The 19598-nt window shown below is 68.6% G+C and carries 29 protein-coding genes; 3 read left to right on the top strand and 26 right to left on the bottom strand.

The genetic code is table 11. From position 1 onward, the window contains the following. Positions 1 to 58 precede the first annotated feature (58 nt). From rplO to rpsJ, 21 genes are all read right to left on the bottom strand, one after another. Complete coding sequence (rplO, locus tag GH747_RS14075; RefSeq protein ID WP_149770234.1) at positions 59 to 499, bottom strand: 50S ribosomal protein L15; 441 nt, start codon at positions 497 to 499, stop codon at positions 59 to 61. Positions 500 to 513: 14 nt separating this feature from the next. Then, the gene (rpmD, locus tag GH747_RS14070; RefSeq protein ID WP_149770495.1) at positions 514 to 696 is read right to left on the bottom strand and encodes a 50S ribosomal protein L30; all 183 of its coding nucleotides are present in this window, start codon (positions 694 to 696) and stop codon (positions 514 to 516) included. Next, positions 696 to 1298, bottom strand: a complete 603-nt coding sequence (rpsE, locus tag GH747_RS14065) for a 30S ribosomal protein S5 (protein WP_149770233.1) — start codon at positions 1296 to 1298, stop codon at positions 696 to 698. The genes rpmD and rpsE overlap by 1 nt, the downstream gene beginning before the upstream one ends. A gap of 26 nt (positions 1299 to 1324) precedes the next feature. Beyond that, positions 1325 to 1708: a 50S ribosomal protein L18 gene (gene rplR / locus GH747_RS14060; RefSeq protein WP_149770232.1), complete on the bottom strand. Its 384-nt coding sequence runs from the start codon at positions 1706 to 1708 to the stop codon at positions 1325 to 1327. Further along, on the bottom strand, positions 1708 to 2250 hold the full coding sequence (rplF, locus tag GH747_RS14055) for a 50S ribosomal protein L6 (protein ID WP_149770231.1): 543 nt from the start codon (positions 2248 to 2250) through the stop codon (positions 1708 to 1710). Before rplF ends, rplR begins: the two co-directional genes overlap by 1 nt. A 16-nt stretch (positions 2251 to 2266) precedes the next feature. After that, positions 2267 to 2674: a 30S ribosomal protein S8 gene (gene rpsH / locus GH747_RS14050; RefSeq protein WP_149770230.1), complete on the bottom strand. Its 408-nt coding sequence runs from the start codon at positions 2672 to 2674 to the stop codon at positions 2267 to 2269. A 75-nt stretch (positions 2675 to 2749) separates the two neighbouring features. Further along, positions 2750 to 2935, bottom strand: a complete 186-nt coding sequence (locus tag GH747_RS14045; protein WP_139087798.1) for a type Z 30S ribosomal protein S14 — start codon at positions 2933 to 2935, stop codon at positions 2750 to 2752. Between the two features lie 2 nt (positions 2936 to 2937). Beyond that, positions 2938 to 3507, bottom strand: a complete 570-nt coding sequence (rplE, locus tag GH747_RS14040; RefSeq protein ID WP_149770229.1) for a 50S ribosomal protein L5 — start codon at positions 3505 to 3507, stop codon at positions 2938 to 2940. After that, the gene (rplX, locus tag GH747_RS14035; RefSeq protein WP_149770228.1) at positions 3507 to 3875 is read right to left on the bottom strand and encodes a 50S ribosomal protein L24; all 369 of its coding nucleotides are present in this window, start codon (positions 3873 to 3875) and stop codon (positions 3507 to 3509) included. The genes rplE and rplX overlap by 1 nt, the downstream gene beginning before the upstream one ends. Continuing rightward, the gene (rplN, locus tag GH747_RS14030; RefSeq protein WP_149770227.1) at positions 3875 to 4243 is read right to left on the bottom strand and encodes a 50S ribosomal protein L14; all 369 of its coding nucleotides are present in this window, start codon (positions 4241 to 4243) and stop codon (positions 3875 to 3877) included. The genes rplX and rplN overlap by 1 nt, the downstream gene beginning before the upstream one ends. Before the next feature lie 66 nt (positions 4244 to 4309). Beyond that, complete coding sequence (gene rpsQ / locus GH747_RS14025; protein WP_149770226.1) at positions 4310 to 4585, bottom strand: 30S ribosomal protein S17; 276 nt, start codon at positions 4583 to 4585, stop codon at positions 4310 to 4312. Next, positions 4582 to 4806: a 50S ribosomal protein L29 gene (gene rpmC / locus GH747_RS14020; protein WP_149770225.1), complete on the bottom strand. Its 225-nt coding sequence runs from the start codon at positions 4804 to 4806 to the stop codon at positions 4582 to 4584. The genes rpsQ and rpmC overlap by 4 nt, the downstream gene beginning before the upstream one ends. After that, a complete protein-coding gene (gene rplP, locus GH747_RS14015) occupies positions 4806 to 5225 on the bottom strand; it encodes a 50S ribosomal protein L16 (RefSeq protein WP_149770224.1) in 420 nt (139 codons plus the stop codon). Before rplP ends, rpmC begins: the two co-directional genes overlap by 1 nt. 3 nt (positions 5226 to 5228) lie before the next feature. After that, on the bottom strand, positions 5229 to 6065 hold the full coding sequence (gene rpsC, locus GH747_RS14010; protein WP_149770223.1) for a 30S ribosomal protein S3: 837 nt from the start codon (positions 6063 to 6065) through the stop codon (positions 5229 to 5231). Then, positions 6065 to 6511 (bottom strand): 50S ribosomal protein L22, encoded by a 447-nt coding sequence (gene rplV / locus GH747_RS14005; RefSeq protein WP_149770222.1) that lies wholly within the window; start codon positions 6509 to 6511, stop codon positions 6065 to 6067. Before rplV ends, rpsC begins: the two co-directional genes overlap by 1 nt. A 29-nt stretch (positions 6512 to 6540) precedes the next feature. Further along, the gene (gene rpsS / locus GH747_RS14000) at positions 6541 to 6822 is read right to left on the bottom strand and encodes a 30S ribosomal protein S19 (protein WP_149770221.1); all 282 of its coding nucleotides are present in this window, start codon (positions 6820 to 6822) and stop codon (positions 6541 to 6543) included. A gap of 13 nt (positions 6823 to 6835) precedes the next feature. Next, the gene (gene rplB / locus GH747_RS13995; RefSeq protein WP_149770220.1) at positions 6836 to 7666 is read right to left on the bottom strand and encodes a 50S ribosomal protein L2; all 831 of its coding nucleotides are present in this window, start codon (positions 7664 to 7666) and stop codon (positions 6836 to 6838) included. 19 nt (positions 7667 to 7685) lie between these two features. After that, positions 7686 to 7991 carry a 50S ribosomal protein L23 gene (gene rplW, locus GH747_RS13990; RefSeq protein ID WP_149770219.1) on the bottom strand — a complete coding sequence of 102 codons (306 nt, stop codon included), beginning with the start codon at positions 7989 to 7991 and terminating at the stop codon, positions 7686 to 7688. Then, positions 7988 to 8647, bottom strand: coding sequence for a 50S ribosomal protein L4 (gene rplD, locus GH747_RS13985; protein WP_149770218.1), 660 nt, complete (start codon positions 8645 to 8647; stop codon positions 7988 to 7990). Before rplD ends, rplW begins: the two co-directional genes overlap by 4 nt. Continuing rightward, the gene (gene rplC, locus GH747_RS13980) at positions 8644 to 9303 is read right to left on the bottom strand and encodes a 50S ribosomal protein L3 (RefSeq protein WP_149770217.1); all 660 of its coding nucleotides are present in this window, start codon (positions 9301 to 9303) and stop codon (positions 8644 to 8646) included. Before rplC ends, rplD begins: the two co-directional genes overlap by 4 nt. Before the next feature lie 13 nt (positions 9304 to 9316). Beyond that, the gene (gene rpsJ / locus GH747_RS13975) at positions 9317 to 9625 is read right to left on the bottom strand and encodes a 30S ribosomal protein S10 (RefSeq protein WP_039345402.1); all 309 of its coding nucleotides are present in this window, start codon (positions 9623 to 9625) and stop codon (positions 9317 to 9319) included. A 413-nt stretch (positions 9626 to 10038) separates the two neighbouring features. Between rpsJ and GH747_RS13970 the strand changes: the two genes are divergently transcribed. From GH747_RS13970 to GH747_RS13960, 3 genes are read left to right on the top strand one after another with little or no spacing between them, the layout of a single operon-like run. Beyond that, a complete protein-coding gene (locus GH747_RS13970; protein WP_149770216.1) occupies positions 10039 to 10539 on the top strand; it encodes a nucleoside deaminase in 501 nt (166 codons plus the stop codon). Between the two features lie 11 nt (positions 10540 to 10550). Then, positions 10551 to 11456 (top strand): FAD binding domain-containing protein, encoded by a 906-nt coding sequence (locus GH747_RS13965; RefSeq protein ID WP_149770215.1) that lies wholly within the window; start codon positions 10551 to 10553, stop codon positions 11454 to 11456. After that, positions 11441 to 14062, top strand: a complete 2622-nt coding sequence (locus GH747_RS13960) for a molybdopterin-dependent oxidoreductase (protein ID WP_149770214.1) — start codon at positions 11441 to 11443, stop codon at positions 14060 to 14062. The genes GH747_RS13965 and GH747_RS13960 overlap by 16 nt, the downstream gene beginning before the upstream one ends. Before the next feature lie 115 nt (positions 14063 to 14177). On the opposite strand, the gene GH747_RS13955 is transcribed toward GH747_RS13960, so the two are convergent. The 5 genes from GH747_RS13955 to rpsL form a co-directional block, all read right to left on the bottom strand. After that, a complete protein-coding gene (locus tag GH747_RS13955) occupies positions 14178 to 15089 on the bottom strand; it encodes a cation diffusion facilitator family transporter (RefSeq protein ID WP_149770213.1) in 912 nt (303 codons plus the stop codon). A gap of 170 nt (positions 15090 to 15259) precedes the next feature. Continuing rightward, positions 15260 to 16453 (bottom strand): elongation factor Tu, encoded by a 1194-nt coding sequence (gene tuf, locus GH747_RS13950; RefSeq protein WP_149770212.1) that lies wholly within the window; start codon positions 16451 to 16453, stop codon positions 15260 to 15262. Between the two features lie 72 nt (positions 16454 to 16525). Then, complete coding sequence (gene fusA / locus GH747_RS13945; RefSeq protein WP_149770211.1) at positions 16526 to 18634, bottom strand: elongation factor G; 2109 nt, start codon at positions 18632 to 18634, stop codon at positions 16526 to 16528. Positions 18635 to 18711: 77 nt separating this feature from the next. Beyond that, positions 18712 to 19182, bottom strand: coding sequence for a 30S ribosomal protein S7 (gene rpsG / locus GH747_RS13940; protein WP_149770210.1), 471 nt, complete (start codon positions 19180 to 19182; stop codon positions 18712 to 18714). Beyond that, the gene (gene rpsL / locus GH747_RS13935) at positions 19182 to 19556 is read right to left on the bottom strand and encodes a 30S ribosomal protein S12 (protein WP_139087780.1); all 375 of its coding nucleotides are present in this window, start codon (positions 19554 to 19556) and stop codon (positions 19182 to 19184) included. Before rpsL ends, rpsG begins: the two co-directional genes overlap by 1 nt. Positions 19557 to 19598: the final 42 nt, after the last annotated feature.

The following is a 19598-nucleotide window of genomic DNA, read 5'->3' as shown; positions in this document are numbered from 1 at the left end:
TAACAGCCGCTCGAAGAGCAGCTGTCAGAGACCGCCATGTCTCATGAGCTGGTACGGCTCAGAGCTCGGTGACCGAGCCGCCGGCAGCTTCGATCTTGCTCTTGGCCGAGGCCGAGAACTTGTCGACGGTCACCTGGACCGCGACGGAGATCTCGCCGTTGCCGAGCACCTTGACCGGGCGGCCCTTGCGGACAGCACCCTTCTCGACGAGCGCGGCCACGTCGACCGCGCCGCCCTCGGGGAAGAGCTCCTCGAGACGGGTCAGGTTGACGACCTGGTACTCGACCTTGAACGGGCTCTTGAAGCCGCCGAGCTTCGGGAGGCGCATGTGGATCGGGACCTGGCCGCCCTCGAAGCCGACCGGCACCTGGTAACGGGCACTGGTGCCCTTGGTGCCGCGGCCCGCGGTCTTGCCCTTGCTTCCCTCACCGCGACCCACACGGGTCTTGGCGGTCTTCGCGCCCGGTGCGGGGCGGAGGTGGTGCAGCTTGAGCGTCATGTCAGTTCCTCCCCTCAGTCCACAGTCTTGACGTCGACGAGGTGAGGAACCGTCGCGATCATCCCGCGGATCTCGGGACGGTCCTCCTTGACGACGACGTCGCCGATGCGCTTGAGACCGAGCGTGCGCAGGGTCTCGCGCTGGTTCTGCTTGCGCCCGATGGCCGAGCGCGTCTGGGTCACCTGCAGCTTCGCCATCATGCACCCGCCTGGGCAGGAGCCTGCGTCGGCTCCTTGCTCGACTTGAGCAGCGCGGCAGGCGTGACGTGCTCGACCGGCAGGCCGCGGCGGTTGGCCACGTCCTGGGGCGACTCGAGCTCCTTCAGCGCCTGGATGGTGGCGTGCACGATGTTGATCGCGTTGGACGACCCGAGCGACTTGCTCAGGACGTCGTGGATGCCGGCGGCCTCGAGAACGGCGCGGACCGGGCCACCCGCGATGACACCGGTACCAGGAGCGGCCGGGCGCAGCATGACGACACCGGCAGCCTTCTCACCCTGCACGGGGTGCGGGATGGTCCCCTGGATACGCGGCACGCGGAAGAAGGACTTCTTCGCCTCCTCGACACCCTTCTGGATGGCGGTCGGCACCTCCTTGGCCTTGCCGTAACCGACACCGACCATGCCGTCGCCGTCACCGACGACGACGAGGGCCGTGAAGCTGAACCGACGTCCGCCCTTGACGACCTTGGCCACGCGGTTGATGCCGACGACCTTCTCGATGTATGCGGTCTTGTCCGCCGAGTCGCGACCGCGACCCCGACGGTCCCCGCCGCCACTGCGGCGCTGGGCTCCGCTCATTCGACTGTCCTCTTCTCTCGTCTGGCCTAGAAGGCCAGGCCGCCCTCGCGGGCGCCCTCGGCCAGGGCGGCGACGCGCCCCTGGTACTTGTTCCCTGCGCGGTCGAACACGACGGACTCGACCCCGGCGACCTTCGCGCGGTCGGCGATCAGCTCACCGACGCGACGGGCCTTGGCGGTCTTGTCGCCGTCCAGCGAACGCAGCTCGGCCTCCATCGACGAGGCCGACGCGAGCGTACGGCCCTCCAGGTCGTTGACGACCTGAGCGACGATGTGGCGGCTGGAACGCGTGATCACGAGACGGGGACGATCCTGCGTCCCTGCGACCCGCTTGCGACCGCGCACCTGGCGGCGACGACGGCCTGCGGTACGCGCAGCCTCGTGCTTGCGGTGCTTGAGTGCGATTGCCATTACTTGCCAGCCTTCCCGGCCTTGCGGCGAACGTGCTCGCCTGCGTAACGCACGCCCTTGCCCTTGTACGGCTCGGGCTTGCGCAGCTTGCGGATGTTGGCCGCGACCTCACCGACCTGCTGCTTGTCGATGCCGGTCACGGTGAGCTTCGTCGGCGACTCGACCGTGAAGGTCACGCCCTCCGGGGCCTCGAAGGGCACCGGGTGGCTGAAGCCGAGGTTGAGCTCGATCGCGGCAGGGCCCTTCGCCAGGACGCGGTAACCCACGCCGACCAGCTCGAGCTTCTTCTCGTAGCCCTGCGTCACGCCGACCATCATGTTGTTGATCAGGGTGCGCGTGAGGCCGTGGAGCGAACGGTTCTGGCGCTCGTCGTTCGGACGCTCGACCGAGATCGTGCCGTCCTCGGACTTCGTCGCGGTGATCGGTGCGGCCACGGTGTGCGCGAGGGAGCCCTTGGGGCCCTTCACGGTGACGACCTGGCCGTCGATCGCAACGTCGACACCGGAAGGAACCGTCACCGGCTGCTTGCCAATACGTGACATGTCTAGTCTCCTCCCGTCACCAGACGTAGGCGAGGACTTCGCCGCCGACGCCCTTGTGCTTGGCCTGCTTGTCGGTCAGGAGGCCCTGGCTCGTGGAGATGATCGCCACGCCCAGGCCACCGAGGACCTTCGGCAGGTTGGTCGACTTCGCGTAGACGCGCAGCCCCGGCTTGCTGATGCGCCGGATGCCGGCGATCGCACGCTCGCGGTGCTGGCCGTACTTGAGGGTGACGGTGAGCGTCTTGCCCACCACGCCCTCGGACGGCTCGGCCACGGAGAAGCCCGTGATGTAGCCCTCTTGCTTCAGGATCTCCGCGACGCCGGCCTTGAGCTTGCTGTAAGGCATGCTCACCTCGTCGTGGAACGCCTGGTTGCCGTTGCGGACACGCGTCAGCATGTCCGCGATCGGATCAGTCATCGTCATGAGTGTGTTTCCACTTTCCTGCCACGGTTTCCGCACCGGTGGTGCGGACCTGCGGCGTTCAGGGTCGAGTCGGGATTACCAGGAGCTCTTCGTGACGCCCGGGAGCTCACCGCGGTGAGCCATCGTCCGCAGGCAGATCCGGCACAGGCCGAACTTGCGGTAGACGGACTTCGGACGGCCACAGCGCTGGCAGCGGGTGTAGGCGCGCACGGCGTACTTCGGCTTGCGCGCGGCCTTCACCTTGAGCGAGGTCTTCGCCATGGTCAGTTCTCCTTGAACGGGAAGCCGAGCTTGGTGAGGAGCGCGCGCCCCTCCTCGTCGTTGGTCGCCGAGGTGACGATGGTGATGTCCATGCCACGGGTCCGGTCGATCTTGTCCTGATCGATCTCGTGGAACATGACCTGCTCCGTGAGACCGAACGTGTAGTTGCCGCGCCCGTCGAACTGCTTCGGCGAGAGCCCGCGGAAGTCGCGGATACGCGGGAGGGCGATCGTCAGCAGACGGTCGAGGAACTCCCACATACGGTCGCCGCGCAGCGTAACGTGCGCACCGATCGGCATGCCCTCACGCAGCTTGAACTGCGCGATGGACTTGCGAGCACGGGTGACCTGCGGCTTCTGACCGGTGATCGCGGTCAGGTCGCGGATCGCGCCCTCGATCAGCTTCGAGTCACGGGCCGCCTCACCGACGCCCATGTTCACGACGATCTTGGTCATACCGGGGACCTGCATGACGTTCTCGTAGGAGAACTCCTCGTGCAGGGCCGGGAGGATCTCCTCGCGGTAACGCGTCTTGACGCGCGGCGTGACCTTCTCCGTGGTCTCGGCGGTCATCAGATCTCCTCTCCGGTGCGCGTTGCGATGCGCACGCTGCGGTGCGCGCTGTAGGTCGAGCCGTCCGCACGCTTCTTGGTGACCTCGTCACGACGGAAGCCGATGCGGGTGGTGACCTTCTTGCCGTCGACCTCGACCAGGAGCGCCACGTTCGAGACGTGGATCGGGGCCTCCTTGGTGATGATCGAGCTGGTCGTGCCCGGCTGCAGCGCCTTCTGGTGGCGCTTGATGCGGTTCACGCCCTCGACGATCACGCGGTCGGCCTCGGGGAGCACGGCGATGACCTTGCCCTCGACGCCGCGGTCCTTGCCGGACAGCACGCGGACGTGGTCGCCCTTCTTGATGTTCAGGGTCTTCTGGACAGTCATCACAGCACCTCCGGGGCCAGCGAGATGATGCGCATGAAGCGCTTGTCACGCAGCTCGCGGCCCACGGGGCCGAAGATGCGCGTGCCACGGGGCTCGCCATCGCTCTTCAGGATGACTGCGGCGTTCTCGTCGAACCGGATGTAGGAGCCGTCGGGACGACGGCGCTCCTTCGCGGTGCGGACGACGACCGCCTTGACGACGTCGCCCTTCTTGACGTTCCCGCCCGGGATCGCGTCCTTGACGGTGGCGACGATGGTGTCGCCGATCCCTGCGTATCGACGACCGGAACCGCCGAGCACGCGGATGCACAAGATTTCCTTGGCACCGGTGTTGTCGGCGACCTTGAGTCGCGACTCCTGCTGGATCATCGGTTCTCTCCTGTTGTCTCGCTGGTTCTCACGGGGTGTCCGTGAGCCTGGCGGAACGAGTGGTGGTTACTTGGCCTTCTCGAGGATCTCGACGAGACGCCAACGCTTGGTCGCCGACAGCGGCCGGGTCTCCGCGATAAGCACGCGGTCTCCGATGCCGGCCTCGTTGGCCTCGTCGTGCGCCTTCAGCTTGCTCGTACGGCGCATGACCTTGCCGTAGAGAGCGTGCTTGACGTGGTCCTCGACGCTCACGACGACGGTCTTGTCCATCTTGTCGCTGACGACGAGGCCCTCGCGCACCTTGCGGCGGTTGCGCTCGCCTGCTGCGGTGTTGTTGCTCATGCCTCTTCACTTTCGATGATGCCGAGCTCGCGCTCGCGGACGACGGTGTAGATGCGCGCGATGTCCTTGCGCACCGTACGCAGCCGCGCGTTGTTCTCGAGCTGGCCGGTCGCGGCCTGGAAGCGAAGGTTGAACAGCTCTTCCTTGGCCTCGCCGAGCTTGGCGGCCAGATCCTCGGCGCTCAGCGAGCGGAGGTCGGCAGCGGTCGTGGCGTTCGCCATCAGAGTTCACCTGCCTCGCGGGTCACGATCTTGCACTTCATCGGGAGCTTGTGGATCGCACGCCGCAGCGCCTCACGCGCCACCGGCTCCGGCACGCCCGAGAGCTCGAACATGACGCGGCCGGCCTTGACGTTGGCGATCCACCACTCCGGGGAACCCTTGCCGGAACCCATGCGGGTCTCGGCAGGCTTCTTGGTCAGCGGACGGTCGGGGTAGATGTTGATCCACACCTTGCCGCCACGCTTGATGTGACGGGTCATGGCGATACGAGCGGACTCGATCTGCCGGTTGGTCACGTAGTGACCCTCGACCGCCTGGATGCCGAAGTCACCGAACGCCAGCGACGTGCCGCCCTTGGCGGCGCCACGGCGCTTGGGGTGGTGCTGCTTGCGGTGCTTGACCCTGCGCGGGATCAGCATGGTTCAGCTCTCCGTTCCGTTGGCTGCTTCCGCCGGAGCGGCAGCAGCCTCACTGCTGGCGGGAGCTGCCTCAGCGGCCTGCTCCTGCTGACGTGCGGGACGCTCGCCGCGCTGGCCGTCACGTGCCGGACGGCGTGCGCCGCCACGGCCCGGACGCTGACGCCCACCCGGAGCGGCCGCGCGGGCGGCGGCCTGAGCCTCGCGCTCGGCACGGGTGCCGGCGACCTCGCCCTTGTAGATCCAGACCTTCACGCCAATGCGGCCGAACGTCGTCCTGGCCTCGTAGAAGCCGTAGTCGACGTCTGCGCGGAGCGTGTGCAGGGGCACGCGGCCCTCGCGGTAGAACTCCGAGCGCGACATCTCGGCGCCGCCGAGACGGCCGGAGCACTGGATGCGGACACCCTTGGCGCCGGCGCGCATCGTGGTCTGCAGCGCCTTGCGCATCGCGCGGCGGAACTGCACGCGGCCGGCGAGCTGCTCGGCGACACCCTGGGCGACGAGCTGCGCATCGATCTCGGGGTTCTTGACCTCGAGGATGTTCAGCTGGATCTGCTTGCCGGTCAGCTTCTCGAGGTCTCCGCGGATGCGGTCTGCCTCGGCGCCACGACGACCGATGACGATGCCCGGACGTGCCGTGTGGATGTCCACGCGGACGCGGTCACGGGTGCGCTCGATCTCGACGCGGCTGATGCCGGCGCGATCCATGCCCTTGGTGAGCAGGCTGCGGATCTTGATGTCCTCGCCGACGTAGCTCTTGTAGAGCTTGTCGGCGTACCAGCGGCTCTTGTGATCGGTGGAGATACCGAGACGGAAGCCGTGCGGGTTGATCTTCTGTCCCACTAGCGGTTCCCACCCTTCTTGTTGGCCTTGCTTGTTCGGCTCTGCGCCACCGCGTCACGCGGCTGCACGACGACGGTGATGTGGCTGGTGCGCTTGAGGATGCGGTTGGCCGCACCACGAGCGCGCGGACGCCAACGCTTCATCGTCGGACCCTCGTCGACCCTGGCGGCCGAGATGATCAGCGACGACCGGTCGAGACCCTCAGTGGTCTCGGCGTTCGCGGCGGCGCTCGCCACCAGCTTGTACACGTTCTCGGCTGCTGCCTGCGGTGCGAACTGCAGCAGCGGCAGTGCCTCGTCCACCTGCAGGCCGCGGACCATGTCGACGACCCGGCGCGCCTTCTGCGGCGTGACGCGGACGAAGCGTGCGACCGCGAAAGCACCGGGCTCGTCGCCGAGCAGGCTCTCACGTCGGGCGCTGACGCCCTTACGCTCCAATGTGCTCATCTGAACTCTTCCCTTGGTTGTCGCCCGCGTCAGCGGCGGCGGCTCTTACGGTCGTCCTTGACGTGTCCGCGGAAGGTACGCGTCGGCGCGAACTCGCCGAGCTTGTGCCCGACCATCGCGTCGGTCACGAAGACCGGCACGTGCTTGCGTCCGTCGTGCACCGCGATGGTGTGACCGATGAACGACGGGAGGATCATCGAGCGGCGCGACCACGTCTTGATGACGGAGTGCGTGCCGGCCTCGTTCTGAGCCTCGACCTTCTTCATCAGGTGGTCGTCGACGAACGGCCCCTTCTTCAAACTGCGTGGCATGTCAGGTTCTTCCTCAGCGCTTTCCGGACTTGCGGCGACGGACGATCAGCTTGTCGCTGGCCTTCTTCTTGCGGGTACGGCCCTCGGGCTGACCCCACGGCGACACCGGGTTACGTCCACCCGAGGTCTTGCCCTCGCCACCACCGTGCGGGTGGTCGATCGGGTTCATCGCCACACCGCGGACGGTCGGGCGCTTGCCCTTCCAGCGGTTGCGGCCGGCCTTGCCCCAGTTGATGTTCGACTGCTCGGCGTTGCCGACCTCGCCGATGCTGGCGCGGCAGCGGACGTCGACGTAGCGCATCTCGCCCGAGGGGAGACGCAGCTGCGCGCGGTTGCCCTCACGAGCGACCAGCTGGACCTTGGCACCAGCCGAACGGCCCATCTTCGCGCCGCCACCGGGGCGGAGCTCGATCGCGTGGATCGTGGTGCCGACGGGGATGTTGCGCAGCGGCAGGTTGTTGCCGGGCTTGATGTCGGCGCCGGGACCGGCCTCGACGGACATGCCCTGCTTCAGACCCTCCGGCGCGATGATGTAGCGCTTCTCGCCGTCCGCGTAGTGCAGCAGCGCGATGCGCGCGGTGCGGTTGGGGTCGTACTCGATGTGCGCGACCTTCGCCGGCACACCGTCCTTGTCGTAGCGCTTGAAGTCGATGATGCGGTACGCGCGCTTGTGACCGCCGCCCTGGTGCCGGGTGGTGATCCGGCCCTGGTTGTTGCGGCCGCCCTTCTTGGGCAGCGGACGCGTCAGCGACTTCTCGGGCGTCGTGCGAGTGATCTCGCTGAAGTCGGCCACCGAGGAGCCACGACGGCCCGGGGTGGTCGGCTTGTACTTACGGATTGCCATAGGTGCTCAGTCCTCGTTCTCAGGCGCCCGGCGCAGCGAAGATGTCGATGCTCTGACCCGGGGCGACGCTCACGATCGCCCGCTTGACGTCGGCGCGCTTGCCGAGGCCGTTGCGCGTACGACGCGTCTTGCCCTTGCGGTTCTGCGTGTTCACCGCGGTGACCGTGACGCCGAAGACCTTCTCCACGGCGATCTTGATCTCGGTCTTGTTCGCGTCGGGCCGGACGATGAACGTGTACTTGTTCTCGTCGAGCAGGCCGTAGCTCTTCTCGCTCACGACCGGCGCGAGCAGGATGTCGCGGGGATCCTTCTGCAGCGTGCTCACTTGTCACCGTCCTTAGCGGTAGCAGCCTCGCTCAGCTTGACCGTCTCGGCGTCACCGCTGGAGCGGAGCGCGACGAAGGCGTCGAACGCGGCCTTGGTGAAGACCACGTCGTCGCTGAGCAGGACGTCGTACGTGTTGAGCTGCGCCAGCTCGATCAGGTGCGTGCCGGCGACGTTGCGCAGGCTCTTCACCGTGACCTCGTCGGTCGACTCCACGACGACCAGCACGCGCGGGCGGGCGCTGATGGCGCGGAGCGCGGCGACGGCAGCCTTCGTCGAGGGGGTCTCGCCGGTGACGAGGGACTCGACGACGTGCAGGCGACCGTTGCGAGCCCGGTCGGTGAGGGCGCCACGGAGCGCGGCGGCCTTCATCTTCTTGGGGGTGCGCTGGTCGTAGCTGCGCGGGGTCGGACCGTGCACCACGCCACCACCGGTGAACTGGGGTGCGCGGATCGAGCCCTGGCGAGCGCGGCCGGTGCCCTTCTGGCGGTACGGCTTGCGGCCGCCGCCGGCGACCTCGCCGCGGGACTTGGTGTCGTGGGTGCCCTGGCGCGCGGCAGCGAGCTGGGCGACGACGACCTGGTGGATCAGCGGGATGTTGACCTGGACGTCGAAGATGTCCTTGGGGAGGTCGACGTCGATGACGGTGGCGGTCACTTCACGGCTCCCTTCTTGGCGCCGGTGCGGATCATGACGATGCCGCCCTTGGGACCGGGAACCGCACCCTTGATGAGGATGAGGCCCTTCTCGGCGTCGACGGCGTGAACCGTGAGGCTCTGCGCGGTGACGCGGTCGGTGCCCATGTGGCCCGCCATGCGGAGGCCCTTGAACACGCGGCCCGGCGTGGCGCAGCCGCCGATCGAACCCGGCTTGCGGTGGTTGCGGTGCGCGCCGTGCGAGGCGCTCACGCCGGCGAAGCCGTGACGCTTCATGACGCCGGCGAAGCCCTTGCCCTTGCTCGTGCCCGTCACGTCGACGAAGTCGCCGGCCGCGAAGACCTCGGGGCTGACGGCCTGGCCGAGCTCGTAGTCGGCGATCGCCTCGGTGCGGATCTCCGCGAGGTGGCGGCGCGGGGTGACGCTGGCCTTGTCGAAGTGACCGGCCTGCGGCTTGTTGACCTTGCGCGGGTCGATCTCGCCGAAACCGATCTGGACGGCCGTGTAGCCGTCGGTCTCAGCGGTCCGGATCTGCGTGACGACGTTGGTGTCGGCAGCGATCACGGTGACCGGAACCACGCGGTTGTTCTCGTCCCACGTCTGGGTCATGCCGAGCTTGCGCCCGAGCAGCCCGACGGGTGCCTTCTGGTTGCTCATCAGCGATCGTTCCTCAGAGCTTGATCTCGATGTCGACGCCGGCGGGGAGGTCGAGGCGCATGAGCGAGTCGACGGTCTTCGGCGTGGGGTCGATGATGTCGATGAGGCGCTTGTGGGTGCGCATCTCGAAGTGTTCGCGGCTGTCCTTGTACTTGTGCGGCGAACGAATGACGCAGTACACGTTCTTCTCCGTCGGCAGAGGCACCGGGCCAGCGACCGTCGCACCCGTACGCGTGACGGTGTCGACGATCTTGCGCGCCGAGGTGTCGATCACCTCGTGGTCATAGGCCTTGAGCCTGATGCGGATCTTCTGTCCCGCCATGCTCTCGCTTCGTCCTTCTCTTCGTACTGCCTCGGTCTCTCCACCTCGGGGTTTCGAGGAAGAGCGTTGCTTTCCTTCGACCCCCGAGGTCGGGCGTGTCGCGGGCACGTTGCGCGCGCGAGTTCGTCACACCTCTGGAGTTTGATGGTTGGGCCCGAGACCGCCGCCCATCCCTGCGGGATGTGCCTGCCCTGTCTCCAGCCAGGCGCTGCCACACCGATCTCCGCTCGGAAGAAAGGCAGACTACGCCGAAGCAACTTTCCAAGTCTGACAGACACCACCCCGTAATGCCAAATCGGGGGGCGAGACCTGTCTCACCTGAACTGCTCCAGGCTACCGAATCCCGCCAAATGCCTAGAACCAGGCGGGAGAGCCCTCCGAGGGGCAGTCTGGAGGTACCGAACGGAGGCACCATGGACGACCACGACCCCGCACCCGCCGCCGCAGACGCGCACGCCTTCCACCTCGAGCGCGCCGTCGGACTGGCGACCGCCAACGTGGACGCGGGTGGCGGGCCGTTCGGGGCGCTCGTCGTCGTCGACGGGATCGTGGTCGCCGAAGGCGTCAACCAGGTGACGGCCACCCACGACCCGACCGCGCACGCCGAGGTCACCGCGATCCGCCGTGCGTGCGCCGAGCTCGGGACGTTCGCACTCGGCGGCGCCGTCCTGTACGCCTCCTGCGAGCCCTGCCCGATGTGCCTCGCCGCCGCGATGTGGGCACGCGTGGACGCGATCTACTACGCCGCCGACCGCGACGACGCCGCGCGGGTCGGGTTCGACGACCGCGCCTTCCACGAGCGGTTCACCTCACCCCGCGAGTCCTGGCCCCAGCCGGTGCACGCGATCCCGCTCCGTTCCCGGACCGCGCCCTTCGACGCCTGGCGCGCGCACGGCTCGCGGGTCGAGTACTGAGAGCGGCCACGATGGATCTCGTCGACGTGCGGTCGGTGACCACCCCCGGCACCCGCCGGGAGCTCGCGGACTGGCGCCCCGGCGACGCCGTACTCGCGGGTGGCACCTTCCTCTTCTCCGAGCCCCAGCCGTCCGTACGACGCCTCGTCGACGTCACCGGACTCGGCTGGGCGCCGCTGGTGGTGGACGACGACGGCCTCGAGATCGCAGCCACCTGCACGCTCGCCACGCTCGCCGCCGCCGCCGGCGACCCCGCTCCGCTGCTGCGCGGCAGCGCCCGACGCGTCGCGCCGGCGTACGCCTTCCCACCGGGTTGGACGCTGGGCGCGGTGGTCCGGCAGGCCGTCGACGCCCTCGTCGCGTCGTTCAAGATCTGGCACCTCGCGACCGTCGGGGGCAACGTGTGCCTCGGACTCCCCGCTGGGGCCATGACGTCGTTGCTGAGTGGGCTCGGCGGCACCGCGACGGTCTGGCGCAGGGACCTGTCGACCTACGAGGTCCCGGTCGCCGACCTCGTCATCGGTGAGGCAGAGACGCTGCTCTCCCCCGGTGACGTCGTCCGTTCGTTCCGGGTGCCGATCTCGGCGCTGACGGCGCCGGTGGCGTTCGGTCGCGCGTCGCTCTCGTCGCGTGGGCGGTCGGCCTCCGTCGTGGTCGCACGGTCGGCCACCGACGAGTCGACGGGCAGGGACGTCGCGATCATCACCGTCACCGCCGCGACCCCGCGCCCGTACGCCGTCGTGCTGCCCGCCCGCGTCGCGGCGGACGACTGGCACGCAGCCCTCGACCACGCGATCGGCGCGTCGACCTGGCTCGACGACGTGCACGGCGCGGCGGACTGGCGGCGAGCGCAGACCCATCGGCTCGGGCTCGAGGTGCTGGCCGGGATCGGGGTGCTGCGATGGCCGTCACGGTGAACGGGGTCGCGGTCGCCGCGACGCCACGTCCCGGGCAGTGCCTGCGCACCTACCTGCGGGAGGCCGGCGCGTTCGACGTCCGCAAGGGCTGCGATGCCGGGGACTGCGGCGCCTGCAGCGTCCTGCTCGACGGCGTGCCGGTCCACTCGTGCCTCATTCCGGCGGTGCGCGTCCCGGGCCACGACGTCATCACCGCCGCGGGTCTCTCCCCCGGTGACACGACCGACGACACGGCGCGCCGGTTCCTCCAGGCACAGGGGTTCCAGTGCGGGTTCTGCACGTCGGGCATGGTCGTGACGGCCAGCTGCCTCGCTCCCGACGACGCCGAGGACGTCGACCGGCTGCTCAAGGGGAACCTGTGCCGCTGCACGGGCTACCGCTCGGTCCGCGACGCGCTGGCGGGCAGGCGGAACGTCGAGACCGAGGCGCTCGCCGCGCCGCTCGGGCACAGCGTCGCCGCACCCGCGGGCCGTGCGATCGTGCGGGGCCGCCAACGGTTCACGCTCGACGAACCGCCCGACGGAACCCTCCACGCGGCGATCGTCCGGTCACCGCACGCGCACGCCCGGGTCGTACGGGTCGAGACCGCGGGCGCCCTCGCCTCCGCCGGGGTCGTCGCCGTCCTCACCGCCGACGACGCGCCCGACGTCTTGTTCTCGACCGCGCGTCACCACTCCCGCGACGACGACCCGCGCGACACCCGGATCCTGGACCGCGTCGTACGCTTCGTCGGCCAGCGGGTCGCGGTCGTCGTCGCGGAGACCCCCGCGCAGGCTGCCCGTGCGGTCGCCCTGGTCCAGGTCACGTACGAACCACTGCCGGCCGTGACCGATCCCGACGGCGCTCGTGCCCCGGGGGCGCCGCTGCTGCACGCGGACAAGGGTCCGGAGTCCGGCATCGCGGACCCCGGCCGCAACGTCGTGGCGACGATCGACGCCGAGACCGGGTCGGTCACAGCGGGCCTCGATGCCGCCGCGCACACCTACGACGCCGTCTTCACGACCGCGCGCATCCAGGCCAGCCACCTCGAGACCCATGGTGCGGTCGGCTGGCTCGCCGACGACGGCGGCCTGGTGATCCGCACGAGCAGCCAGGTGCCGTACCTCGTCCGCGACGAGCTCGCTCTGGTCCTCGGACTCCCCCGCGACCGCGTCGAGGTGGTCACAAGTCGGGTCGGCGGCGGGTTCGGCGCGAAGCAGGAGATGCTCGTCGAGGACCTCGTCGGCCTCGCGGTGCTGCGTACCGGGCGTCCCGTGCAGCTGGAGCTCAGCCGTACGGAGCAGCTGACGGCCACGACCGTCCGCCACCCCATGCGCATCCGCGTCCGCGCGGGGGTCGACGGCGCAGGGATCCTGACCGCGCTCGACGTCGAGGTGCTCGCCGACACCGGCGCGTACGGCAACCATGCGCCGGGGGTCCTCTTCCACGGCTGCAACGAGTCGGTCGCGGCGTACCGCTGCCCCAACAAGCGGGTCCGCGCCGAGTCGGTCTACACCAACACGGTGCCGTCGGGCGCGTTCCGCGGCTACGGCCTGGGACAGCTCGTGTTCGCGATCGAGCAGGCGCTCGACGAGCTCGCGCGGGCCGCGGGGGTCGACCCGTACGACCTGCGCGCCCGCAACGTGGTCCTCCCCGGCGACCCGATGGTGTCGTACTCGACCGAGCCGGACGACGTCGAGTACGGCAGCCACGGCGCGCTCGAGTGCCTGATCCTGGCCCGCGAGGCGGTGGGACGCGACGTCGCCCCGGTGCCGGACGGCCCGCAGTGGCGCACCGGCACCGGCATGGCCCTGGCGATGATCGACACCATCCCGCCCCGCGGGCACCATGCCGAGGCCGAGGTGCGTGCGCTCGCGGACGGGACCTTCGAGGCCGTGGTCGGCTCCGCCGAGTTCGGCAACGGCTCCGCCACCGCCTACGTGCAGCTCGTCGCGCAAGCACTCGGCACGACGACCGACCGGGTCCGGCTGGTGGCAGGGTCGACACGCGGTGTCCACCACGACACCGGTGCGTTCGGGTCGACCGGTCTGGTCGTCACCGGTACGGCGCTGGCTGCGGCCGCGGACGACCTCGCCCGCCGCGTGCGCCACGCCGAGGAGGCGGGAGAGTCGATCACCGGACTGGTCGGCACGGGGACCGCGGACGGCTCGCCCCGCTCGATCGCCTTCAACGTGCACGCCTTCGCCGTCGCGGTGGACGTCGGGTCCGGCGAGGTGCGGATCCTGCGTTCGGTCCAGGCCGCCGATGCCGGTGTCGTCGTCAACCCCGAGCAGTGCCGCGGACAGGTCGAGGGCGGCGTCGCTCAGGGGATCGGGACGGCGCTGTTCGAGCAGGTGGTCGTCGACGCCGCGGGGGTGGTGCGGACGCCCGTCCTGCGGACCTACCACGTCCCCCAGATCGTGGACGTCCCGGAGACCGAGGTCCTCTTCGCGTCCACGTCCGACCGCATCGGCCCGTACGGCGCGAAGTCGATGAGCGAGTCCCCCTACAACCCGGTCGCCGCCGCCCTCGCCAACGCCGTACGCGACGCCATCGGCGTCCGCGTCACCGACCTGCCGATGTCGCGGGACCGCGTGTGGCGGGCGGCCACCGACGCCCCGCGGTGAGTGTGGTCCCACCCCGCACGCCCGGCGGTGACTCTGGTCCCACCCCGTACGCCCCGCGGTGACTCTGGTCCCACCCCGTACGGCTCGGGTGGGACCCCACTCACCGCTCGGGGGGTCAGCGGTGGGTGTGGTGCTCGGTAGCCGCGTGGCTCGCGGGCTCGAGCTGGAACGTCGAGTGCTCGACGTCGAAGTGGTCCGACAGGCAGCTGCGCAAGTGGTCGAGGACCCCGTGGCCGGCGTCGACCTCCAGCACGACGTCGTCGACCACGACGTGGGCGGACATCACCGGCATCCCCGACGTGATAGTCCAGACGTGCAGGTCGTGGACGTCCAGGACCCCGGGGGCCTCACGCATGTGGGCCCGCAGCTCGTCCAGGTCGAGGCCACGCGGCGTCGACTCCAGGAGCACGTCCGCGACCTCCCGCAGCAGCCCGATCGCGCGCGGGGCGATGAGCGCGGCGATGGCGAGGGAGGCGACCGCGTCCGCGCCGTACCAGCCGGTCAGCATGATCACCACGGCCGCGACGATGACCGCGACCGACCCGATCGCGTCACCCAGCACCTCGAGGTACGCGCCGCGCACGTTGAGACTCTCCTGGGCGCCCCGGCGCAGGACGATCAGCCCGACCACGTTGGCGGCGAGACCCAGCGCGCCCGCGGCCAGCATCCACGGCGAGTCGACCTCGGGCGCGTCGCCGAGTCGGCGGATCGCCGAGACCGCGACGACGGCGCACAGGACGAGGAGCACGAGTCCGTTGAGGCCCGCCGCGAGGATCTCCGAGCGGTGGTAGCCGAACGTACGGCGCGGGCTCCCCTGCCGCTGGGCCACGGTCACCGCGACGAGGGCCATGGCGAGGCCGAAGGTGTCGCTGAGCATGTGCCCCGCGTCGGCGAGGAGCGCGAGGCTCCCCGTGAGCGCGGCGGCCACGACCTCGATCACGAGGACGAGCACCGTCAGGCCGAGCACCAGCGCCAGACGCGGGCGGTGCTGGGCGGACGGAGTCCCGTGCGCATGGTCGTGTCCCACGCATTCACGATACGTCCGTACGCCCGGCCGCGGCGGCGAGCCTCGCGAACTGGGACGCGAGCCACACGTGGGCCAAGGTCGCGACCGCGCGGGTACGACGAAGCCCCGCCCTGCAGGTGCAGGACGGGGCTTCGGCCAGAGACCGGACCCGGGACGAACCCGGGATCAGATCACTTGTTGATCTTGGTGACGCGACCAGCGCCGACCGTACGACCACCCTCGCGGATCGCGAAACGAAGACCCTCGTCCATCGCGATCGGCTGGATCAGCTGAACCGACATCTCGGTGTTGTCGCCCGGCATGACCATCTCGGTGCCCTCAGGCAGCGTGACGACGCCGGTGACGTCCGTGGTGCGGAAGTAGAACTGCGGGCGGTAGTTGTTGAAGAACGGCGTGTGACGGCCGCCCTCCTCCTTCGACAGGATGTAGACCTGGCCCTCGAACTCCGTGTGGGGAGTCGTGGTGCCCGGCGCGATGACGACCATGCCGCGCTCGACGTCCTCGCGCTTCGTGCCACGAAGCAGGAGGCCGACGTTCTCGCCCGCCTGGCCCTCGTCGAGGAGCTTGCGGAACATCTCGATACCGGTGACGGTCGAGGTCTGCTTCTCCGTACGGATGCCGACGATGTCGACGGTGTCGTTGAGCTTGACGATGCCGCGCTCGATACGGCCGGTGATGACCGTACCGCGACCCGTGATCGTGAAGACGTCCTCGACCGGCATGAGGAACGGCTTGTCCGTCTCACGCGGGGGCTCGGGGATGTACTCGTCGACAGCGTTCATCAGCTCGAGGATCGACTCGCCCCACTTGGCGTCGCCGTTGAGCGCCGGGAAGGCGGCCACGCGGACGACCGGTGCGTTGTCGCCGTCGAACTCCTGCTCGCTGAGGAGCTCACGGACCTCGAGCTCGACGAGCTCGATGAGCTCGTCGTCGTCGACCATGTCGCACTTGTTGAGGGCGACGACCATCGCCGGCACGCCGACCTGGCGGGCGAGCAGGACGTGCTCACGCGTCTGGGGCATCGGGCCGTCGGTGGCGGCGACCACGAGGATCGCGCCGTCCATCTGTGCCGCACCCGTGATCATGTTCTTCACGTAGTCGGCGTGACCCGGGCAGTCGACGTGCGCGTAGTGACGGTTCTCGGTCTGGTACTCGACGTGAGCGATCGAGATCGTGATACCGCGCTGGCGCTCCTCAGGAGCCTTGTCGATCTGATCGAAGGCCGAGGCCTCGTTCAGATCCGGGTACTTGTCATGCAGCACCTTGGTAATCGCCGCGGTCAGCGTCGTCTTACCGTGGTCGATGTGACCGATGGTGCCGATGTTCATGTGCGGCTTAGTCCGCTCGAACTTCGCCTTAGCCACTGGGGCTCCTCCTCGATTGAATGTTGCTTGCGCCGTGCGGTTGAGCTGATCCAAGCCTAGTCAGGCCTGCGATCACTCGCCCCTGGCCTTCTTGATGATCTCTTCTGCGACGTTCTTGGGAACCTCGGCGTAGGAGTCGAACTCCATGGAGTACGACGCCTGCCCCGACGTCTTCGACCGGAGGTCTCCGACGTACCCGAACATCTCGGAGAGCGGAACGAGTGCCTCGACGACCCGGTCTCCGGACCGTTCCGTCATCTGCTGGATCTGTCCGCGGCGAGAGTTGATGTCGCCGATGACGTCGCCCAGGTAGGACTCAGGGGTGGTGACCTCGACCTTGAACATCGGCTCGAGGAGCACCGGGTCTGCCTTGCGTGCCGCCTCCTTGAACGCCATCGAACCGGCGATCTTGAAGGCGAGCTCGGACGAGTCGACGTCGTGGTACTGACCGTCGGCCAGCGTCACCTTGACGTCGACCATGGGGTATCCGGCGAGAACACCGAACTCCATGGCTTCCTGCGCGCCCTCGTCGACAGCAGGGATGTACTCCCGCGGGACGCGTCCACCGGTGACTTCGTTGACGAACTCGTAGCCGCCCTCGCCACCAACGACCGGGCCCGTGGGCTCGATGTTGATGAGGACCTTGGCGAACTGGCCCGAACCACCGGTCTGCTTCTTGTGGGTGTAGGAGACCTTCTCGACCTTGCGCTTGATGGTCTCGCGGTACGCGACCTGCGGCTTGCCGACGTTGGCCTCGACGCGGAACTCGCGCTTCATGCGGTCCACGAGGATGTCGAGGTGCAGCTCGCCCATGCCGGCGATGATGGTCTGCCCGGTCTCCTCGTCGGTGTGGACCGTGAACGTCGGGTCCTCCTCGGCGAGGCGCTGGATGGCGACGCCGAGCTTCTCCTGGTCGCTCTTGGTCTTGGGCTCGATGGCGACCTGGATCACCGGAGCCGGGAACGTCATCGACTCGAGCACGATCGGGTTGCTCGGATCGGAGAGCGTCTCACCCGTGGTGGTGTCCTTGAGACCCATCACGGCGACGATCTGTCCAGCACCGACCGACGCGATCTCCTCGCGCTTGTTGGCGTGCATCTGGTAGATCTTGCCGATCCGCTCCTTGCGCCCCTTGACGGAGTTCAGGACCATCGTGCCGGCCTCGAGACGCCCCGAGTAGAGGCGGATGTAGGTCAGCTTGCCCAGGTGCGGGTCCGCGGCGATCTTGAACGCCAGGGCCGAGAACGGCTCGGCCTCGGTGGGCTCGCGCGTGAACTCGGTGTCCTCGTCGCCGACCTTGTGGCCCGCGACGGAGCCGACGTCGATCGGCGAGGGGAGGTAGTCGACCACCGCGTCGAGCAGCGGCTGGACGCCCTTGTTCTTGAACGCGGTGCCGCAGAGGACCGGGACGATCTTGTCGGCGAGGGTCGCGCGACGGATCGCGGCCTTCAGCGTGTCGACGTCGATGTCCTCGCCCTCGAGGTACAGCTCCATGAGCTCGTCGTCAGCGGTCGCGACGGTGTCGAGGAGCTTCTCGCGGTACTCGGCGGCCTGGTCGGCGAGCTCGGCCGGGATCTCCTCGACCGCGTAGTCCTCGCCCATCTGGGTCTCGCCGCGCCAGGTGAGGGCGCGCATCCCGACGAGGTCGACGACTCCGAGGAAGTCCGACTCGGCACCGATCGGGAGCTGCAGCACCGCCGGGTTGGCGTTGAGGCGCTCCACGATGGTGTCGACGCAGTAGAAGAAGTCGGCACCGGTGCGGTCGAGCTTGTTGACGAAGCACATCCGCGGGACGTGGTACTTGTTCGCCTGGCGCCACACGGTCTGCGACTGGGGCTCGACGCCGGCGACGCCGTCGAACACCGCCACCGCACCGTCGAGGACGCGGAGCGAACGCTCCACCTCGACGGTGAAGTCGACGTGACCCGGCGTGTCGATGATGTTGATCTGGTGGTTCTTCCAGAGGCAGGTCGTCGCGGCGGACGTGATCGTGATGCCGCGCTCCTGCTCCTGCTCCATCCAGTCCATCGTCGCCGCACCCTCGTGGACCTCACCGATCTTGTAGGTGATGCCGGTGTAGAAGAGGATGCGCTCGGTCGTCGTCGTCTTGCCCGCGTCGATGTGCGCCATGATGCCGATGTTGCGCACCGTGGCGAGGTTGGTGGTGATGTCTACGGCCACCTTGGCTGACTTCCCTTGCTGTCGTGAGTCGGTTCAGATGAGGGGTGCCGCCGGCCCGAGGGCCTGCGGCACTCGCGTCACCAGCGGTAGTGAGCGAAGGCCTTGTTGGCTTCGGCCATCTTGTGCGTGTCCTCACGCTTCTTGACCGCACCGCCGAGGCCGTTCGAGGCGTCGAGCAGCTCGTTCATGAGGCGCTCGGCCATGGTCTTCTCGCGACGCTCGCTGGAGAACCGGACGAGCCAGCGGAGCGCGAGGGTGTTGGCGCGCGAAGCGCGGACCTCGATCGGGACCTGGTAGGTCGCACCGCCGACACGGCGGGACTTGACCTCGAGCGTCGGCTTCACGTTGTCGAGCGCGCGCTTCAGCGTGATGACCGGGTCGGTGCCGGTCTTCTCGCGGGTGCCCTCGAGAGCGGTGTAGACGATGCGCTGTGCGACCTGCTTCTTGCCGTCCTCGAGCACCTTGTTGATCAGCTGCGTGACCAGGGGGCTCGAGTAGACCGGATCGGCCTCGACGGGGCGCTTCGGTGCGGGACCCTTGCGCGGCATCAGCTCTTCTCCTTCTTCGCGCCGTAACGGCTGCGAGCCTGCTTGCGGCTCTTGACACCCTGGGTGTCCAGCGCGCCGCGGATGATCTTGTAACGCACGCCCGGGAGGTCCTTCACGCGGCCACCGCGAACGAGCACGATCGAGTGCTCCTGCAGGTTGTGACCCTCACCGGGGATGTAGGCAGTGACCTCGATCCCGCTGCTCAGCCGGACACGAGCAACCTTCCGCAGCGCGGAGTTCGGCTTCTTCGGCGTGGTCGTGTACACGCGGGTGCACACTCCACGGCGCTGCGGCGAACCCTTCAGGGCGGGCGTCTTAGTCTTCGCCACCTTGTCCTGACGGCCCTTGCGGACCAACTGCTGGATCGTTGGCACTACATGCTTCTTTCTTCTGTCCGGCTCTGTCGTCTTGCGGTG

It is taken from the genome of Mumia xiangluensis, assembly GCF_010994095.1.
GTDB classification, from domain to species: domain Bacteria; phylum Actinomycetota; class Actinomycetes; order Propionibacteriales; family Nocardioidaceae; genus Mumia; species Mumia xiangluensis.
The sequence above is the reverse complement of the archived record's forward strand: the minus strand, read 5'-3'. Positions and strand labels throughout refer to the sequence as shown.

Excerpts from the sequence above, each read along its gene's own strand:
- rplF (WP_149770231.1), bottom strand. The coding sequence starts at position 2,250 with ATGTCACGTATTGGCAAGCAGCCGGTGACGGTTCCTTCCGGTGTCGAC.
- rplR (WP_149770232.1), bottom strand. The coding sequence starts at position 1,708 with ATGGCAATCGCACTCAAGCACCGCAAGCACGAGGCTGCGCGTACCGCA.
- rplN (WP_149770227.1), bottom strand. The coding sequence starts at position 4,243 with ATGATCCAGCAGGAGTCGCGACTCAAGGTCGCCGACAACACCGGTGCC.
- GH747_RS14045 (WP_139087798.1), bottom strand. The coding sequence starts at position 2,935 with ATGGCGAAGACCTCGCTCAAGGTGAAGGCCGCGCGCAAGCCGAAGTAC.
- rplB (WP_149770220.1), bottom strand. The coding sequence starts at position 7,666 with ATGGCAATCCGTAAGTACAAGCCGACCACCCCGGGCCGTCGTGGCTCC.
- rpsS (WP_149770221.1), bottom strand. The coding sequence starts at position 6,822 with ATGCCACGCAGTTTGAAGAAGGGGCCGTTCGTCGACGACCACCTGATG.
- rplC (WP_149770217.1), bottom strand. The coding sequence starts at position 9,303 with ATGAGCAACCAGAAGGCACCCGTCGGGCTGCTCGGGCGCAAGCTCGGC.
- GH747_RS13960 (WP_149770214.1), top strand. The coding sequence starts at position 11,441 with ATGGCCGTCACGGTGAACGGGGTCGCGGTCGCCGCGACGCCACGTCCC.
- rpsQ (WP_149770226.1), bottom strand. The coding sequence starts at position 4,585 with ATGAGCAACAACACCGCAGCAGGCGAGCGCAACCGCCGCAAGGTGCGC.
- rpmC (WP_149770225.1), bottom strand. The coding sequence starts at position 4,806 with ATGGCGAACGCCACGACCGCTGCCGACCTCCGCTCGCTGAGCGCCGAG.
- rplX (WP_149770228.1), bottom strand. The coding sequence starts at position 3,875 with ATGACTGTCCAGAAGACCCTGAACATCAAGAAGGGCGACCACGTCCGC.
- rpsH (WP_149770230.1), bottom strand. The coding sequence starts at position 2,674 with ATGACGATGACTGATCCGATCGCGGACATGCTGACGCGTGTCCGCAAC.
- GH747_RS13965 (WP_149770215.1), top strand. The coding sequence starts at position 10,551 with ATGGATCTCGTCGACGTGCGGTCGGTGACCACCCCCGGCACCCGCCGG.
- rpsJ (WP_039345402.1), bottom strand. The coding sequence starts at position 9,625 with ATGGCGGGACAGAAGATCCGCATCAGGCTCAAGGCCTATGACCACGAG.
- rpsE (WP_149770233.1), bottom strand. The coding sequence starts at position 1,298 with ATGAGCGGAGCCCAGCGCCGCAGTGGCGGCGGGGACCGTCGGGGTCGC.
- GH747_RS13970 (WP_149770216.1), top strand. The coding sequence starts at position 10,039 with ATGGACGACCACGACCCCGCACCCGCCGCCGCAGACGCGCACGCCTTC.
- rplP (WP_149770224.1), bottom strand. The coding sequence starts at position 5,225 with ATGCTGATCCCGCGCAGGGTCAAGCACCGCAAGCAGCACCACCCCAAG.
- rplE (WP_149770229.1), bottom strand. The coding sequence starts at position 3,507 with ATGACCGCCGAGACCACGGAGAAGGTCACGCCGCGCGTCAAGACGCGT.
- rplV (WP_149770222.1), bottom strand. The coding sequence starts at position 6,511 with ATGAGCACATTGGAGCGTAAGGGCGTCAGCGCCCGACGTGAGAGCCTG.
- rpsG (WP_149770210.1), bottom strand. The coding sequence starts at position 19,182 with ATGCCGCGCAAGGGTCCCGCACCGAAGCGCCCCGTCGAGGCCGATCCG.
- rpmD (WP_149770495.1), bottom strand. The coding sequence starts at position 696 with ATGGCGAAGCTGCAGGTGACCCAGACGCGCTCGGCCATCGGGCGCAAG.
- rplO (WP_149770234.1), bottom strand. The coding sequence starts at position 499 with ATGACGCTCAAGCTGCACCACCTCCGCCCCGCACCGGGCGCGAAGACC.